The sequence below is a fragment of the Microbulbifer donghaiensis genome (genome assembly GCF_900129095.1).
In the GTDB taxonomy this organism is placed as follows: Bacteria; Pseudomonadota; Gammaproteobacteria; order Pseudomonadales; family Cellvibrionaceae; genus Microbulbifer; species Microbulbifer donghaiensis.
Genome location: NZ_FQVA01000011.1, coordinates 1 through 15,069, shown reverse-complemented (window position 1 = coordinate 15,069; position 15,069 = coordinate 1). Strand labels below are relative to the sequence as shown.

Genomic DNA, 15,069 nt, shown 5'->3' with positions numbered 1-15,069 from the left:
CTTCCCGCCCCGCGGCCGGCACAGTGCGAATATGAAAATCCGAGTTTCCCGCCCCTAGCTCAGCTGGATAGAGCGTTGCCCTCCGGAGGCAAAGGTCAGAGGTTCGAATCCTCTGGGGCGGGCCATATACAAATAAGGCCACCCTTTGGGTGGCCTTATTTGTATATGGTGGGCCTCAGGGCCCAGATTCGAACCTCCGTTCGAGCCGGAGGCGCGCAGCGCCGGAGACCAGCGAGCCCAAAAGGGCGAAGCTAATCCTCCACACACTGCACCATCAAAACCCAACGGACCGGCTACTTTGTAGATGGCCCGCCCGAGCGCTCGATAAAAACCTCCGTTCGAGCCGCAGGCGCGCAGCGCCGGAGACCAGCGAGCCCAAAGGGCGAAGCTAATCCTCCACACACTGCACTATCAAAGCCCAACGAGTGGCCTTTCCTGTATAAGGTGTGCCCCAGCGACCAGACTCCAACCTCCGTTCGAGCCGACTAATTTGCGCAGCAAATTTGGGCGCCGGAGCTTGCGACGGCGGGGCGTAGCCCCGAGCGCATTTTGCGAGTCCACGCGCGCAGCGCCGGAGACCAGCGAGCCCGAAGGGCGAAGCTAATCCTCCACCCACTGCACTATCAAAGCCCGACGAGTGGCCTTCCTTGTAAACGGCGCGCACCAGTAGCCAGACTCCAACCTCAGTTCGAGCCACACGCGCTTAGCACCGGAGACCAGCGAGCCCGCAGGGCGAAGCTAATCCTCCAGCTCCGGATTCCGATGCCCACTCGCGGTATCTTTTCTATTTATCGGCAGGGCCCGATAAGAACCTCAGTGCGCGCCGACGCACAAGATCACCACCACGCATTCGACACCCCGGCGCCCACTAGGCCCCGGGGTGTGCATCAAGCGCTACGAAGTTAACGGCGGCCTGAATCAGGCCGTCTCTGTGTGGGCCATGGCCATGGTGAGGAACTTCTCGGTCTGCCCGGCGCCGGAGGCGAGTTCCGCCTGGGCACCCTGGTCGCAGATCTTGTCCCAGTTTTCGATCACGGCCTCCGGGCTCTGCTCGTCGGCCGGAATAAAGGTGCCGGCCGTTTCAAACAGGCGGGTGCTGGCATAGCCGCCGGCACCGGCGCAGAGGATGAAGCGGTTCGGCGCATCCTTGTGACACAGGGTCAGTGCGCCTGCGGTCACCGCTTCCGGCGTGAGCATCTCCAGGATTTCCGGCGGCATCAGGTCTTCGGTCATGCGGGTGCCGGCGGTTGGTGACAGCGCGTTGACGCGGATGTCGTACTTGGCCCCTTCCAGCACCAGGGTGTTCATAAAGCCGAGCACCGCCATTTTCGCCGCGCCGTAGTTGGACTGGCCGAAGTTGCCGTACATGCCGCTCGACGAGGTGGTCATGACGATGCGGCCGTAGTTCTGCGCACGCATGATTTCCCACACCGCCTTGGTGCAGTTCACGGAGCCCATCACATGCACGTCCATGACCAGCTGGAAATCGGCCAGCTCCATCTTGGCGAAGGTCTTGTCGCGCAGGATGCCGGCGTTATTGATCAGGATGTCGACGCGGCCCCACTTGTCCATGGCCTGCTGCACCATGTCCTGGACTTCGTCGTACTTGGCCACGTTGGCGCCGTGTGCAATCGCCTCGCCACCATTGGCCTCGATTTCGCGCACTACTTCCTGTGCGGCCTCAGAGGAGGCGCCGCTGCCGTCGCGCGCGCCACCGAGGTCGTTGACCACGACTTTTGCACCGCGCGCGGCCAGTGCCAGCGCGTGAGATTTTCCGAGCCCGTTGCCGGCGCCGGTTACGATGGCCACCTGGCCGTCAAAGCGTACACTCATAGTCTTCTCTCCATCGTTTTTTCGTTGCGGATTAGCCGCACGGGGCGGCTCGTCGGAATCAGCCGGCCACCTGCATGGTGAGCCACTCGGCCAGCAGCGCGGGCTTTTCTTCGCCCTCGATCTCGACGGTGACTTCAGTCTTCAGCATAAACTGGCCGGGATTTTTTTCGGTGACATCCAGCAGCCGCGCGTGTGCGCGGATACGGCTGTCGACCTTTACCGGGGCGATAAAGCGCACCTTGTCAAAACCGTAATTGACCGCCATCTGCAGATCTTCCACCAGCAGAATGAAGGTCTCGGCGAAATGCGACAGCAGCGACAGCGTGAGGAAGCCGTGGGCAATGGTGGAGCCGAACGGTGTCTGCGCCGCGCGCTTCGGATCGACGTGAATGAACTGGTAATCGTGGGTAACCTCGGCGAACAGGTCGATCTGTTCCTGGTTGACGCTGTACCAGTCAGTGGTTTGCAGGGTTTTGCCAACGCTTTCCAGCAGTTCTTGCTTACTGACCGTCTTCATGGTCTCTCCTGTCGTTGTCATATTCTGTTATGCAATGGGCGCAATGCGCCCTGTCATCGCGGCGCCGGTTCAGAACCACTCGGGCCGCATGTCGAAGCTGGTGCTGTCGATTTCCTTGACCAGTTTTGACCAGTGGTAGATTTTCGGCAGCTCCGAGCGGAAGAAGTACTGCATCGCCTGCAGCTTGCCGCGATAGAAGTGCTCGTCTTCCGCATGCGGGTTGCGCTGCAGCCCGGCATCGGCGGCGAGGCCCTGGCGCAGCCAGATCCAGGCGATGACGACATGGCCGAACATTTCCAGGTAGCTGACCGAGTTCGAGAACACCAGGTCGGGATTTTTCTCTGCGGTGGCTCCGAGGACGGCACTGGTGGTCTGCTGAAGCTCCTCCAGCGCGGCCTGCAGGTCGCCGGCGAACAGACTCAGTTCGCTGTCGCGCGCCTGTTCGATGGTCTGCTGCATTTCCGCGAGCACGGCGCGGTAGCCGGCAAACTTGTTCATCGGCACCTTGCGCCCGAGCAGGTCCAGGGACTGGATGCCGGTGGTGCCCTCGTGAATCGGGTTCAGGCGGTTGTCGCGGTAGAACATTTCCACCGGGTGCTCGTTGATATAGCCGTGCCCGCCCATGACCTGGATAGCGAGGCTGTTCGCCTGCGGGCCGTATTCCGACGGCCAGCTCTTGATGATCGGGGTGAGGAAATCGAGCAGCGTGTGCGCGTGGGCCCGCTCCGCTTCGGTCTCGGCGGTCTTCTCGTCATCGGCCAGCTGACTGCCGTACAGGCACAGCGCGTAGGCGCCCTCGGCGTAGGCTTTCTGGGTCAGCAACATGCGACGCACATCCGGATGTTCGACGATATTGATCGGCGCGGATTCCGGGTCCTTGTTGGCGAGCAGGCGGCCCTGGGGGCGCTCGCGGGCGTAGTCGAGGGAGTACTGGTAACCGGTCAGGGCGGTCAGCGCCGCACCGGTGCCGACCATGATGCGCGCCTCGTTCATCATGTGGAACATGTACATCAGCCCGCGGTTTTCCTCGCCCACCAGATAGCCCACGGCACCGCCTTTCTCGCCGAAGCTGAGTGCGGTTGAGGTGTGTCCGCGCCCGCCCATCTTGTGGAACAGCCCGGCCAGGGCCACATCGTTGCGCTCGCCGTTACTGCCGTCTTCGTTGACCAGGAACTTGGGCACGATAAACAGCGAGATCCCCTTCACGCCCTTGGGTGCGCCTTTCACGCGGGCGAGCACCAGGTGCACGATGTTGTCACTGAGCTCGTGGTCACCGCCGGAGATGAAGATCTTGTTACCGGTGATGCGGTAGCTGCCGTCTTCCTCGCGGGTGGCGGTGGTGGTGAGGTCGGCGAGCCCGGAGCCCGCACCGGGTTCGGTCATCGCCATGGTGCCCATGAAGCGGCCCTCGCGCATGGGCTTGACCCACTTTTCCACCTGCTCCGGTGAGCCGTGCGCCTCGATCAGGTTGGCGTTGGCGTTGGTCAGGGAGATGTAGCCAAACGTGGTGCTGGCCGCCGCCCACAGATGAGCCTGCACGGCATTGGTGACGATCAGCGGCAGCTGCATGCCGCCGTCTTCAAAATCGGTTTCCGGCGCGGCGAGGCCGGCCTCGATGACCGCGTCCACTGCCGGCTTGATTTCCGGCAGCAGGTGCACGCGCTCGCCGTCAAAAGTGGGTTCGTTGGTGTCCACTTGCTGCCGAATGGGCAGGAAATGTTTCACTGCTACCGTCTTGCCGGTTTCGATGGCCGCGTCGAAGGTTTCGCGGCTGTGATCGGCGTAGCGCGGGCGCTTGGTGAGGGATTCTGCATCGAACAGCTCGTAGAGCATGAATGCCAGGTCGCGTTCGCTGAGCGCTTGTGCTGCCATGGGTCACCTTGTTCCTGTTACTAACGGATGGAGTGGGCCGCTTGGGGGCCGGTTGGGTATTGTGTTGGGAGTTGCTAGACTCGGCCATGACCTCCGAGGTCAAGTTCAGCAGGCACCGGCACGGCAAATCCGGCCAGCCGTTTGAGGCAGGGAAATGAGTGAGACAGCCTACAATGCGTTCGGCCACCTGTTGCGCTTCTGGCGGCGGGTGCGCGGCCTCAGCCAGGAAACGCTGGCACTCAGCCTGGAGTCCTCCACCCGCCATATCAGCTTTCTTGAAAACGGCAAGGCCCGCCCCAGCGAGGCGCTGGTGGACGCTATCAGCCGTGCACTGAATCTGGGAGAGCGCGACAGCAGCTACCTGCGCCTCGCTGCCGGTTACCTGGCCGAGAGCCGCGAAGTCGACTTCCAGGCACCGGAATTCAACTGGCTGCGCAAGGCCACCCTGCTATCGCTGCGCGCGATGGATCCCTACCCGGCGGTGCTGACAGACCGCTACTGCCGCCTGCTGATGGTGAATCGCAGCTGGGTCGCCTTTTACCGCGAGTCGGTCAGCGCTGAAGAGCTGGCGAAAGTGGAAAACCATTACCAATTTGTCTTTCGCCGCCCACCCGAAGGCGTCGCGCTGAAGTCGTGGCAGCACACGCTGGCGATGATCCTGATGTATACCCAGCAGGAGGCGCTGCTGACCAACGACCCGATTTACCACGAAATGGTACGCGAGCTGGCCGCGCATCCGAGCGTACCGAAAGACTGGGCCCAGATCGCCTCAAGGCTCGAGCCGATGGCCAGCTTTCGGGTGGAACAGGAATACCGGGGCAGGCTGATGCGCTTTTTCAGTGTCAACCTGACGGTGGGCGCCATGGGCCCCGCCTCCTTTGCGTCGGAGCCGCGCCTGGTGATCAATACGCTCTATCCCGAGAGCGATGAGCTCGATCTGTCCGAAGCGCTCGACGGCGACCTGTCCCACCCGCTCCTCTACTACTGAACTACCGCTATCCCCGCCGCGCCCGGGCCTTGCAACAGGCGCGAACCGACAGGCTGGCGCCCGCACTGCATGCTTTTGTCGACCGGGCGGTTTCTCGCTACTACTGATGCGGACGTTCAAACCCAGAGTGAAAAAAACGTGACCCAAGCCTTTATCACTTTACTTCTATCAATCGCTCTCACTACCGGCGTTGCGACCCAAGCAGCCGAACCAGACTGCACCAAACCCAATAAATGCAAAGCCCTGGAGCTACACAACCAGGTAAGAAAAGACCTCAACGCCGGCCGCTTCCCCAACAGCCCGAAACCGAACCCGCCGGTAGCGATGCTGACGTACGACAAAGCACTGGCTCGCACCGCGTATAACTGGTCCGCATCGCAATGCAACGCCCGGCCGGGCCACAACAGCAAACGCCGGGAGCACTTCGTCGCTAACGGCGGCAATCCGGCTTACGCATCGGTCGGTGAAAATATTTTTTATTCCTCCGCGCACCTGTCGGAACAAGATGCACTTGCGCAGGCGGTGGCAGGCTGGGCCGGGGAAGCGCAGCAATATCGCTACGGGCCGTTCAATGACCTGAAAACCGGTCACTACAGCCAGCTGATCTGGGACAGCATGGACGCAGTCGATGCGGAAGGCAGGAAGCTGCCGCGGGCGGTCGGTTGCGGGGTTTATTACTGTCCGAAGGGAAACTTCAGGACCATAGTGACCTGTAACTACGCCCCGGCCGGCAATATCTATCAGCATTTACCGTATCGGGCGAATTAGGGCGGCTCCCCTCTCTCTGCGTTCAATTTTATTGCCGGGTGCGTGTCGACCAATTGTTAGCACGATATTTTAGTTTGCGATGTTGTACGGCGTCCTTTGTTCAAAGATGGGCCGCATTCGAGACGATCTTTGCTTTGCCCAGAATCTTGTTTTCTGCTGCCCCAATCTCCTCGAGCGCAATAGACGGCGTTTTGCTAGGCTGACGGTAATAATCAGAATGATGGTGTTGCGCATGAAACCCGCCGCTGTATCCCGCCCGCTAATACTACCCGCCCTGCTGTGGATACTCACCGGCTGCGAGCCGGTCCAGTCTGCCGAGAACACCACCCTGCCGGACGGCTCGGTCTACAGCGGCAGCTTCAAAAATGGGCTGTTTCACGGCCAGGGCAGCTTGAGATGGCCGGATGGGCGCCACTATCAGGGCGAATTCGCGCGAGGGCGCATGGCCGGGCGCGGGCGCTTTGATTACGGTGATGGCTGTGTCTATGAAGGGGAATTTCTCGACGGCCAACTGAGCGGCCACGGCCGCTATGCGTGTGCCGAGGGCGTCTGGGAGGGAGAGTTTCAGCGGGGCGATTTGCTCAAAGGCTCGGTTGCGTGGACAGAAGCGGGATCCTATGAGGGTGAATTCCTCGATCTGATGCCCCACGGCCAGGGCCACCAGGTAACGACGGAAGGCGCCCACTACGAAGGTACCTTCGCCGACGGCTATATCGTGCAAGGCAGCTACCGCGACGGGCAGGGCTATCGCTACCGCGGCGGTTTCGAATATTCCGTCTATGCCGGCGCGGGCGAACTCACCCAGCCGGACGGCACCATTATCCGCGCCAACTTTGAATACGGCGAAGCCAATGGCGAAGGCGTTCTGATCCACAAGGACGACAATGGCAAGGCGATAGAAGAGGCGGGCTTTTTTGTCGCCGGCCGCTATTACCCGAGCAAACAGGCCTGGCGCGGCAACGAGAAACAACAAAAGGCGGCGGTGGAAGCGCGCCTGTACAGTGAAGCAGAGCGCCTGCAGTCGACTCTCGCCACACTGGCACCACAGCGGCCGGGCGTGCGCGATGTATACCTGCTGGTGGTCGGCGGTGACGGTACCTCCCCGGTGTTTGCCAAAGAGGTGGATTGGGTATCGACAAGGCTCGGCTCTGTCTTCGATATCGCGCAGCGGCAGATCCGCCTCAGCAACGGCAGCGGTGACAAACTGCCGCTGGCAACGCGCACCAGCGTGCGCGAAAGCCTGACAGCGTTGGATGCACTGATGGATCCGCAGGAAGACCTGCTGTTGGTGCACTTCGTCAGCCACGGCGACAAGGACGGAGACCTGCTACTCAAGGAAAACAAGCTGCCGCTGAATGACATTTCGGTAAAGGACGGTAAGCAGTGGCTGGACGGCCTGCGCGCGCAACACCAGTGGCTCATCGTGTCCGCCTGTTATTCCGGTCAGTGGAAAGAGGCGCTGGCCGCGCCCAACCGCGTCGTGTTCACCTCCGCCGCGCCGGACCGCACGTCCTTCGGCTGCAGTGATGACTCCGAACGCACCTGGTTCAGCGCCGCGCTGTATGGCGATGCCCTCGGCAAAGGCCTTAGTGATCCCGCCGCCTGGTTCACCGCCGCCAATCAGCGCGTTACCGCAATGGAAAAAGAACAGGGGATTGAAGAGCAATCGCACTCGCTGCCGCAGTATGCCGTGGGGCAGGAATTTTTGCGGTGGTGGGCACAGGCGTTCTCACGATGACATACTAGCCTGATACAAATTTTAAGAGCGCAGAGCATTCGCAGCGTGCCCGCCGCGACAATAGTGATCCCCAATTTAAAGTGAAGTAAAAGCGTGCCGTTACTATCATTGAGATTCGACTAGACACCTAATTTCTAATGACGCATCGGCTTTCCACACGCGCCTGTTTACTTAAAAAAGAGCGGCCCAACGAAGATAAATTGCAACGCGGGATCACCTTCCACCAAGTCAAATTACCTGCAAGAAATCATCAGAAACGGGCTAATACCGAGAAAGAAGAAACCAAGAAACAAAAGAAAATTATCCGATAAATTATCATGCACAGGAATTGCTACGATTAAGAGACTGCTGGCGACAGCCTGGAGTCGCTCTAACCGAATTGACGGGGACCGGCTAAGTAGAGGCTCCTAATTACGCGCCCCAACATAAAAAAGCCACCACTATTGGCGTTAATTAATACTTTCCTGGCAGATTATAGGACTACAATTGCCCGCGTTTCACACACCCTTCCCTTACCGTCCATCACAAGAAAATCTCTTTCATATCGCTAACCTAATGGAATCCAAGAGTTAGCCCGAAATAACAAAATGGAGACATCAATGGCCGTATACCTATCTATTGTGGGCGGCAAAATATTTTACGCCGACTCCAATCCCGGAGACCTCATTAAGCAGATAAACATATATGCAACCACTGGCAATAGCAGGTCGGCCAGTGTAGCCAAATGCTTACCAAATCCAATAAGCCATGCACAGATGACTGAGCAGCAGTTTATTCGCTTTAAAAACGCTGGCAGACGCCACGGCTCCCACACTCCCAACAAAATGATCGGCGGCCTGGATAGAACCAGATTACCCCGCACGTCTTCTCCTGCATTAGAAAAATGGGACGTCGGACCATACGGGTCACTGACAGGTAAGGCTGGGCCTTGGGGGGCTGGAAAGCATACAAATCGCGATCACATGACTGCAAACAGCAGCAATCAGTTGCGATTCAATAATGGAAACTGGCCGGGCAATGCAGTGAGCAAAAACCAGGTGAAAAACGAAGGATTAGCCATCGCGGTATCAGGAGAACACCACCGGAAAGGCAGTTATACATATGGTACAAGAGTCCATACTCCCAGCCCTATAACCTCTCTGAGTCGTATGCAATACGGGGAAAGGTACCCGCAGCAGGCATTTCAAACAGAAATGGACCAGATGCTGGAATGGAAGAGATCACACACGAAATCGCCTCAAGGTCCGACAAAAAACACCTTAAGACTGGAGATGGTCGGTGCCTATGCATACATGTATAAACTTGCCGTTGACTGCGGCTTCTTCGACCCCTCCACAGAACAAGACCAGCGTTTAATTTATTGGACGAAGCTGGCGGTAGAATCGGACAATGCCGGCCAGGGAAAACACGGAGCCAACCACCCCAGGAAATAGAGCCCGATTTGCAGCCCGTATGTTTTGATTCAGGCTGCCCGAGGTGTGCCTCAGATACTTCCCAGGCGGTGCACCACACTATGGCTGCCCGCCTCACTGAACTCGGCACTGTCGATGTTATCGATAAACTGCCACTCCGCCTTCACCTCTTCGCGGCTGAATGTCAGCGCCATATAGCCGCGCTGGTGCAGGTTGCAGTACTGCAGGTCGTCGACCAGCGCGGACATGCCCTGCGCCAGCTGCTGTGCGGACTGCTCGTCCAGGTTCAGATAGCTTTCCATACCCGGTGAGGTGACGCTGGGCGCAGCGAACTCCAGCCCGATCAAACGGCCGCCGTCGTCTTTCAGCTGATTGCACCAGGCGTTGTGGGTATCGCCGGCCACGACCACCAGATTCTTGCCCAGCTCGGCCACATGGCGGTACAGCGCCTCGCGCTCCACCGCGTAGCCGTCCCAGGCATCGAGGTTGTATGGCACGGTCCGTTCCAGCCGCGCACGCTGACCTTCGCTGAGGGTTTCACCCTTGAGGCTGGCCATTTTCAGCTGCACCAGCTCCGGCGTGGGATCCGGCCTCTCATCGCGGCGGTAGTAACCCATGATGATTTCCGCCGGCAGGTGCATCTTGCCCATCAGTACCTGCTGGCCCAGCAGCTGCCAGTGGCCGCTGGAATTTTGCAATGATTCCGCCAGCCAGTTGCGCTGGGTCGGGCCGAGCAGGGTGCGGTCCGGGTTCGCCAGCGCGGCGCCGAAGGCGCGGCCGTCGAAGCTGCCGTCTTCGCCCAGGTAGTTGGAAAAATGCAGCTGTTCGTCGCGGCCGATCACGCGGGTGTCGAGCATATGCAGGTCGAGCAGGTCGCCGAACTGGAAGCTGCGGTAGATCTGCGGTTTGGTTTCGCCCATGGGCGGGCGGATCGGCAGCCACTCGTAATAGGCCTGGATCGCCGCCGCGCGGCGCGCGTAGAAGTCGCCCTCCTCCGGGCTGTGGTTTTCCGCCCCGTCTTTCCAGGTGTCGTTGGTGATCTCGTGGTCGTCCCACACGGCGATAAACGGCGCCGCCGCGTGCAATGCCTGCAGGCCGGTATCGGTGCGGTAGAGGGCGTAGCGCTTGCGGTAGTCCGCCAGCGACAGTATCTCGCCGGCGTTGTCCTCCGGCAGCGCGCGACCGATCTCCGCCGCGCGCTCGGTGGCGTAGCCGCCGGCCGGGTATTCGTAGATGTAGTCGCCCAGGTGCAGTACCGCATCCCAGTCGCCGCGCCGTGCTGCCAGCGCGTAGGCGTTGAAATAGCCGGCCGGGTAATTGGAGCAGGAGAACACCGCCAGCTTCACCCGTTCCACGCCAACCGCGGGCAGCGTCTTGGTGCGGCCTACCGGGCTCTGCGCGCTGGCGCCGACGAAGCGGTAGTAATAGGCGGTGTCCGGCTGCAGCCCCTGCACATCGATCTTGATGGTGTAATCGCGGCCGGCAGAGGTCTCGGCGCTGCCGCGGCGCAGCACATCGGTAAACTTGGCGTCCCGGGCCAGCTCCCAGGTGACCTTGAGCGGCTTGCCGCGCTGCAATGACGCGCCCGGCGTGGCGCGGGTCCACAGGATCACCGCGTCCTGCAGCGGGTCGCCGCTGGCAACGCCGTGGTGAAAGCTCACGTCTGACGGCAGCTCGGGCCGGGACATGGCCTGCAGCGGAGTGGAAACCAGCACGCCGCCGGTGGCGGCGAGCGCGGCCTGGATGAACTTGCGCCGGGTAAATCGGTTCACGGTTGTCACGCCTGTGTTGTTCTGCTTATTGAAGGTGACCCAGAGCCTAGGGGCTCTGTGTGACAACTCTACTAAACAACGGCGAAACCGAGCAAAATGCCCCACTTCCCGCCCCGGTGTGGCCTGCGCCAGCCTTTCCGCATTGGAACCTCCGGCGCCGCGCGGCGTCTCAGTGAAGATTCCGCGATTAGCCACCATGAAGTTTATGTTGTCCCGCCCCCTGAAACGCGCCGCCAAAGTCACATGCTGGCTCGGCGCCACCTTCTGCATCAGCACCGCGCTGCTGGTGCTGGCCCTGCGCTGGATAGATCCGCCCTCCTCCGCGGTGATCCTCGCCTGGGAGCTGCAGAGCGGCCGGGAGGCGCAGCACCGATGGCGCCCGCTGGAAAAGATCTCCCCCAACCTGCAGATGGCCGTGATCGCCGCCGAAGACCAGAAATTCTCCCAGCACTTCGGCTTCGATTTCGCCTCGCTGCAGAAGGCCCTCAATGAAGACCGCCGCCGCGTGCGCGGCGCCAGCACCATCACCCAGCAGACGGCCAAGAACCTGTTCCTGTGGCACGGCCGCAGCTACCTGCGCAAGGGGCTCGAGGCCTGGTTTACCCTGCTGATGGAGGTGTTCTGGCCCAAGGAGCGGATTCTGGAGGTGTACCTGAATATCGCCGAATTCGGTGACGGGGTTTACGGTGCCCAGGCGGCGGCGAAGAAATATTTCGGCACCTCCGCCCTGTATCTCAACCGCTGGCAGGCCGGGCGGATGGCTGCGGTGCTGCCGAATCCCAGGCGCATGTCCGCCAGAGATCCCTCCGGCTATGTCCGCAGTCGCGCGGCCACCATTAACCGGCAGGTGCGCCAGCTCGGCGGAACCAGCTACCTCAAGGCGCTGTGAACAGAGTCCATTGACCCGGCCGGTGCCTCGCGCAGACTACTGTCGGGCATGGCGTTGCAATAGCTGCCAGCCCTTCACTTCCCACGGCCAATTGCCCCGCTCCCCAACCACCGCTGTGATAGCATCGGGGCGATGGCAAAAATAAGGGAATATTGACTCACCATGCATCACACCAAAATCGCACTGATTTTCACCGCCGCACTGCTGGCGGCCTGCGGCAAGGGAGCCGAGGACTCGGCATCGCAGGCATCTGCGCAGGACAAGGCGGCCAAAGCCGCCAGCACATTGCCGGCAGGCGTCACCCTCGTCGAGACATTTGACGGGAATGGGGCGGAAATCGCCATCCCCTACAGCAAGTACAAGCTCGCCAACGGCCTGACCGTGGTCCTGCACGAGGATCACTCCGACCCGCTGGTGCACGTAGACGTCACCTATCACGTCGGCTCCAACCGGGAAGACCCGGGCCGCTCCGGCTTTGCCCATTTCTTCGAACACATGATGTTCCAGGGCTCGGTGAACGTGGCCGATGAGCAGCATTTCGCCATCATCCAGGAAGCCGGCGGCACCCTGAACGGAACCACCAACACCGACCGCACCAATTACTACGAGACGGTACCGGCCAACCAGCTCGAAACCGTGCTGTGGCTGGAATCCGACCGCATGGGCGTATTCCTGGACGCGGTCACCGAGGACAAATTCGAGGTCCAGCGCGAGACGGTGAAGAACGAGCGCGGCCAGCGAGTGGACAACCGCCCCTACGGCCGCGCCCTCGAGACCATGTACGCCGCCACCTACGCGGATGGCCACCCCTATTCCTGGCCGGTGATCGGCTGGCTCGAGGATCTCGACCGCGCCGACCTTACCGATCTGAAGCGCTTCTTCCTGCGCTGGTACGGCCCGAATAACGCGGTGCTGACCATCGGTGGTGATATTGACCCGGCGCAGACGCTCGCATGGGTCGCCAAGTATTTCGGCCCCATCCCCGCCGGCCCGGCGGTCGAGGACCTGCCCAAGCAGCCCGCCACACTCGAGGCGGATCGCCATGTCACCCTCGAGGACAACATCCACCTGCCGGCGCTGGCGATGATGATCCCCACCGTCTACCGCAACCACCCGGACGAGCCGGCGCTGGATGCGGCGGCGGAAATCCTCGGCCAGGGCCAGGATTCGATGCTCTACCAGCGCCTGGTACAGACCGGCCGCGCGGTTCAGGCGAGCGTGAGCCACTCCTGTAAGGAGCTGGCCTGCGAGATGTGGTTTATCGTGATCCAGAACCCGGCATCGGGAGAGTCGCTGGCGGAGATGGAACAGGCGGTGCGCGACACCCTCACCGAGTTCGCGGAGCGCGGCGCCACCGAAGACGACCTGCTCAAGTTCAAGGCCGGCTATGAATCCCACCGCGTGTTCGGCCTGCAATCCGTGGCCGGCAAGGTATCCACGCTGGCGGCCTTCGAAACCTTCACCGGCAGCCCCAAGGGCATCGACGAAGAAATCCGCGCCTACCTGTCCGTCGGCACCGGCGATATCACGCGGGTGTTCGACCAGTACATCGCCGACAAGCCGGCCATACTGCTGAGCGTGGTACCCAACGGCAAGCCGGAACTGGCGGCGGCGAAGCAGAACTACCAGTGGCAACGCACCATTCCCGACAGCTACGGCGACGACGGACAGGCGCTGGCCCTGCGCCCGGTGAAAGACAACTTCGACCGCAGCGTGCAGCCCACCCCGGGCGCCAATCCCCAGGTGGAGCTGCCCAAGATCCGGGACGGCAAACTGGAAAACGGCGTGCGCCTGCTGGCCGTGCAGAACGATGAAACCCCCACCGTGACGGTGCGGGCGGTGTTCGGCGTCGGGCAGCGCGACGAGCCGCGCGGCAAGTCCGGCCTCACCGCGCTGATGGCGTCCCTGATGAGCGAGGCCACCAGCGAGCGCAGCGCGGCCGAATTCGCCGAAGCGCTGAACCGCCTGGGCGCCTCCATCAGCATTGCCCCGGATCAGTACGAGACCACCGTCACGCTGAACGTGCTGGCCAAGCACCTGGACGAGGCCATGCCGCTGCTGCTGGAACGCATCCTCACGCCCGACTTCAGCGAGGAAGACTTCGCGCGCATCAAGCAGCAGACCATCGAGGGCCTGCAGCAGGCGCGCAAGACTCCGCAGGGCCTCGCCACCCGCGCCGTCGGCGCCGTGATGCGCGGGCCGGAACACCCGCTGAGCTTCCCGATCGACGGCCTGCCGGGCACCGTGGCCAATATCACCCTGGACGACGTTGAGGGTTACTACCGGGCCCACTTCCCCGCCCACCTGAGCGGCGTGACCGTCAGCACCAGCCTGCCCCACGACACCATCCTCGAGGCTCTGGACGACCTGGCGCAGCTGAAAGTGGCCCAGGCGGTTCGCCCGGCCATCGCGCTGCAGAAGCCGGACATCGACGGCCGCACCGTGTACCTCGTCAACAAGGAGGGCGCGGCCCAGTCGAGCCTGCGGGTGAGCCAGCACGCCCTGGCCTACGATGCGCTGGGTGACTATTACCTCGCCTACCTGGGCAACTTCCCGCTGGGTGGCAACTTCAACAGCCGCATCAACCTGAACCTGCGCGAAGACAAGGGTTACACCTACGGTGCCCGCACCTACCTGCTCGGCGAGCCGCAGGAAGGCATGTACATGTTCAGTTCCGAAGTGAAAAAGGACGCGACGGCCGACGCACTGCACGAGGTGCTCACCGAACTGGAAACCTTTGACGGCAAGGGCATGACCGAAGCGGAGTTCAACTACATGCGCTCCGCCATTGGCCAGCAGGAAGCGCGCAGCTACGAGACGCCGGACGCCAAGCTCGGCCTGCTCAACAATATCCTGCGCTACGACCTGCCGCTGGACTACCGCTCGCAGCAGAACGCCATCCTGAAGGAGACGGACCGCAAGACCCTCAACAAGGTGATCACCGACGTGCTGAAGCCGCAGAAGCTGGCCATCGTGGTCGTGGGCGATGCCGCCAGCATCCGCGAGGAGGTGGAGGCACTGGGCATGCCCGTAGTCGAGCTGGATGAGGACGGCAACGTGAAGGAAGCCGGGAAAGCGAAAAAAGCCCCGGAATCCGCCAGCCTCTGACGTCAATCAAGGCACTTTCCGTAGGAGCCTGCTTGCAGGCTCCTACCAAGGCGTCACCGGTCAATTTCGCAATACGTAGGATGGGCAAAGCGCAGCGTGCCCATCAACACCGCTGCCAGTCTCTGACATCAATTCATGTGCATTCTGTAGGAGCCTGCTTGCAGGCGAAAAA

General features: G+C 61.4%; 10 protein-coding genes and 1 tRNA gene. 7 read left to right on the top strand and 4 right to left on the bottom strand.

Annotated features, from left to right (window positions below):
* Positions 1–48: 48 nt before the first annotated feature.
* A tRNA-Arg gene (locus tag BUC36_RS18220) sits at positions 49–125 on the top strand.
* A gap of 793 nt (positions 126–918) precedes the next feature.
* On the opposite strand, the gene BUC36_RS18215 is transcribed toward BUC36_RS18220, so the two are convergent.
* The 3 genes from BUC36_RS18215 to BUC36_RS18205 form a co-directional block, all read right to left on the bottom strand.
* Positions 919–1,833 (bottom strand): SDR family NAD(P)-dependent oxidoreductase, encoded by a 915-nt coding sequence (locus tag BUC36_RS18215; RefSeq protein WP_073277879.1) that lies wholly within the window; start codon positions 1,831–1,833, stop codon positions 919–921.
* A 58-nt stretch (positions 1,834–1,891) separates the two neighbouring features.
* Positions 1,892–2,350, bottom strand: a complete 459-nt coding sequence (locus BUC36_RS18210) for a MaoC family dehydratase (protein WP_073277877.1) — start codon at positions 2,348–2,350, stop codon at positions 1,892–1,894.
* A 69-nt stretch (positions 2,351–2,419) separates the two neighbouring features.
* Entirely contained in the window at positions 2,420–4,222 is a 1,803-nt protein-coding gene (locus BUC36_RS18205; RefSeq protein WP_073277875.1) for an acyl-CoA dehydrogenase, read from the bottom strand.
* A gap of 154 nt (positions 4,223–4,376) precedes the next feature.
* Between BUC36_RS18205 and BUC36_RS18200 the strand changes: the two genes are divergently transcribed.
* From BUC36_RS18200 to BUC36_RS18920, 4 genes are all read left to right on the top strand, one after another.
* Positions 4,377–5,210, top strand: coding sequence for a helix-turn-helix domain-containing protein (locus BUC36_RS18200; RefSeq protein ID WP_073277873.1), 834 nt, complete (start codon positions 4,377–4,379; stop codon positions 5,208–5,210).
* 69 nt (positions 5,211–5,279) lie between these two features.
* Entirely contained in the window at positions 5,280–5,978 is a 699-nt protein-coding gene (locus BUC36_RS18195; RefSeq protein ID WP_084536278.1) for a CAP domain-containing protein, read from the top strand.
* A 232-nt stretch (positions 5,979–6,210) separates the two neighbouring features.
* Positions 6,211–7,716 (top strand): C13 family peptidase, encoded by a 1,506-nt coding sequence (locus BUC36_RS18190; RefSeq protein ID WP_234995063.1) that lies wholly within the window; start codon positions 6,211–6,213, stop codon positions 7,714–7,716.
* 599 nt (positions 7,717–8,315) lie between these two features.
* The gene (locus BUC36_RS18920) at positions 8,316–9,149 is read left to right on the top strand and encodes a hypothetical protein (protein ID WP_143187047.1); all 834 of its coding nucleotides are present in this window, start codon (positions 8,316–8,318) and stop codon (positions 9,147–9,149) included.
* Between the two features lie 50 nt (positions 9,150–9,199).
* Here the strand turns inward: BUC36_RS18920 and BUC36_RS18180 are convergent, their stop codons facing one another.
* The gene (locus tag BUC36_RS18180; RefSeq protein ID WP_073277864.1) at positions 9,200–10,900 is read right to left on the bottom strand and encodes an alkaline phosphatase D family protein; all 1,701 of its coding nucleotides are present in this window, start codon (positions 10,898–10,900) and stop codon (positions 9,200–9,202) included.
* A 196-nt stretch (positions 10,901–11,096) separates the two neighbouring features.
* Between BUC36_RS18180 and mtgA the strand changes: the two genes are divergently transcribed.
* Positions 11,097–11,789 carry a monofunctional biosynthetic peptidoglycan transglycosylase gene (gene mtgA, locus BUC36_RS18175; RefSeq protein ID WP_200797325.1) on the top strand — a complete coding sequence of 231 codons (693 nt, stop codon included), beginning with the start codon at positions 11,097–11,099 and terminating at the stop codon, positions 11,787–11,789.
* A 162-nt stretch (positions 11,790–11,951) separates the two neighbouring features.
* Positions 11,952–14,897, top strand: a complete 2,946-nt coding sequence (locus BUC36_RS18170) for a M16 family metallopeptidase (protein WP_084536276.1) — start codon at positions 11,952–11,954, stop codon at positions 14,895–14,897.
* Positions 14,898–15,069 lie beyond the last annotated feature (172 nt).

Excerpts from the sequence above, each read along its gene's own strand:
- mtgA (WP_200797325.1), top strand. The coding sequence starts at position 11,097 with ATGAAGTTTATGTTGTCCCGCCCCCTGAAACGCGCCGCCAAAGTCACA.
- BUC36_RS18210 (WP_073277877.1), bottom strand. The coding sequence starts at position 2,350 with ATGAAGACGGTCAGTAAGCAAGAACTGCTGGAAAGCGTTGGCAAAACC.
- BUC36_RS18205 (WP_073277875.1), bottom strand. The coding sequence starts at position 4,222 with ATGGCAGCACAAGCGCTCAGCGAACGCGACCTGGCATTCATGCTCTAC.
- BUC36_RS18215 (WP_073277879.1), bottom strand. The coding sequence starts at position 1,833 with ATGAGTGTACGCTTTGACGGCCAGGTGGCCATCGTAACCGGCGCCGGC.
- BUC36_RS18920 (WP_143187047.1), top strand. The coding sequence starts at position 8,316 with ATGGCCGTATACCTATCTATTGTGGGCGGCAAAATATTTTACGCCGAC.
- BUC36_RS18195 (WP_084536278.1), top strand. The coding sequence starts at position 5,280 with ATGCTTTTGTCGACCGGGCGGTTTCTCGCTACTACTGATGCGGACGTT.
- BUC36_RS18170 (WP_084536276.1), top strand. The coding sequence starts at position 11,952 with ATGCATCACACCAAAATCGCACTGATTTTCACCGCCGCACTGCTGGCG.
- BUC36_RS18190 (WP_234995063.1), top strand. The coding sequence starts at position 6,211 with ATGAAACCCGCCGCTGTATCCCGCCCGCTAATACTACCCGCCCTGCTG.
- BUC36_RS18200 (WP_073277873.1), top strand. The coding sequence starts at position 4,377 with ATGAGTGAGACAGCCTACAATGCGTTCGGCCACCTGTTGCGCTTCTGG.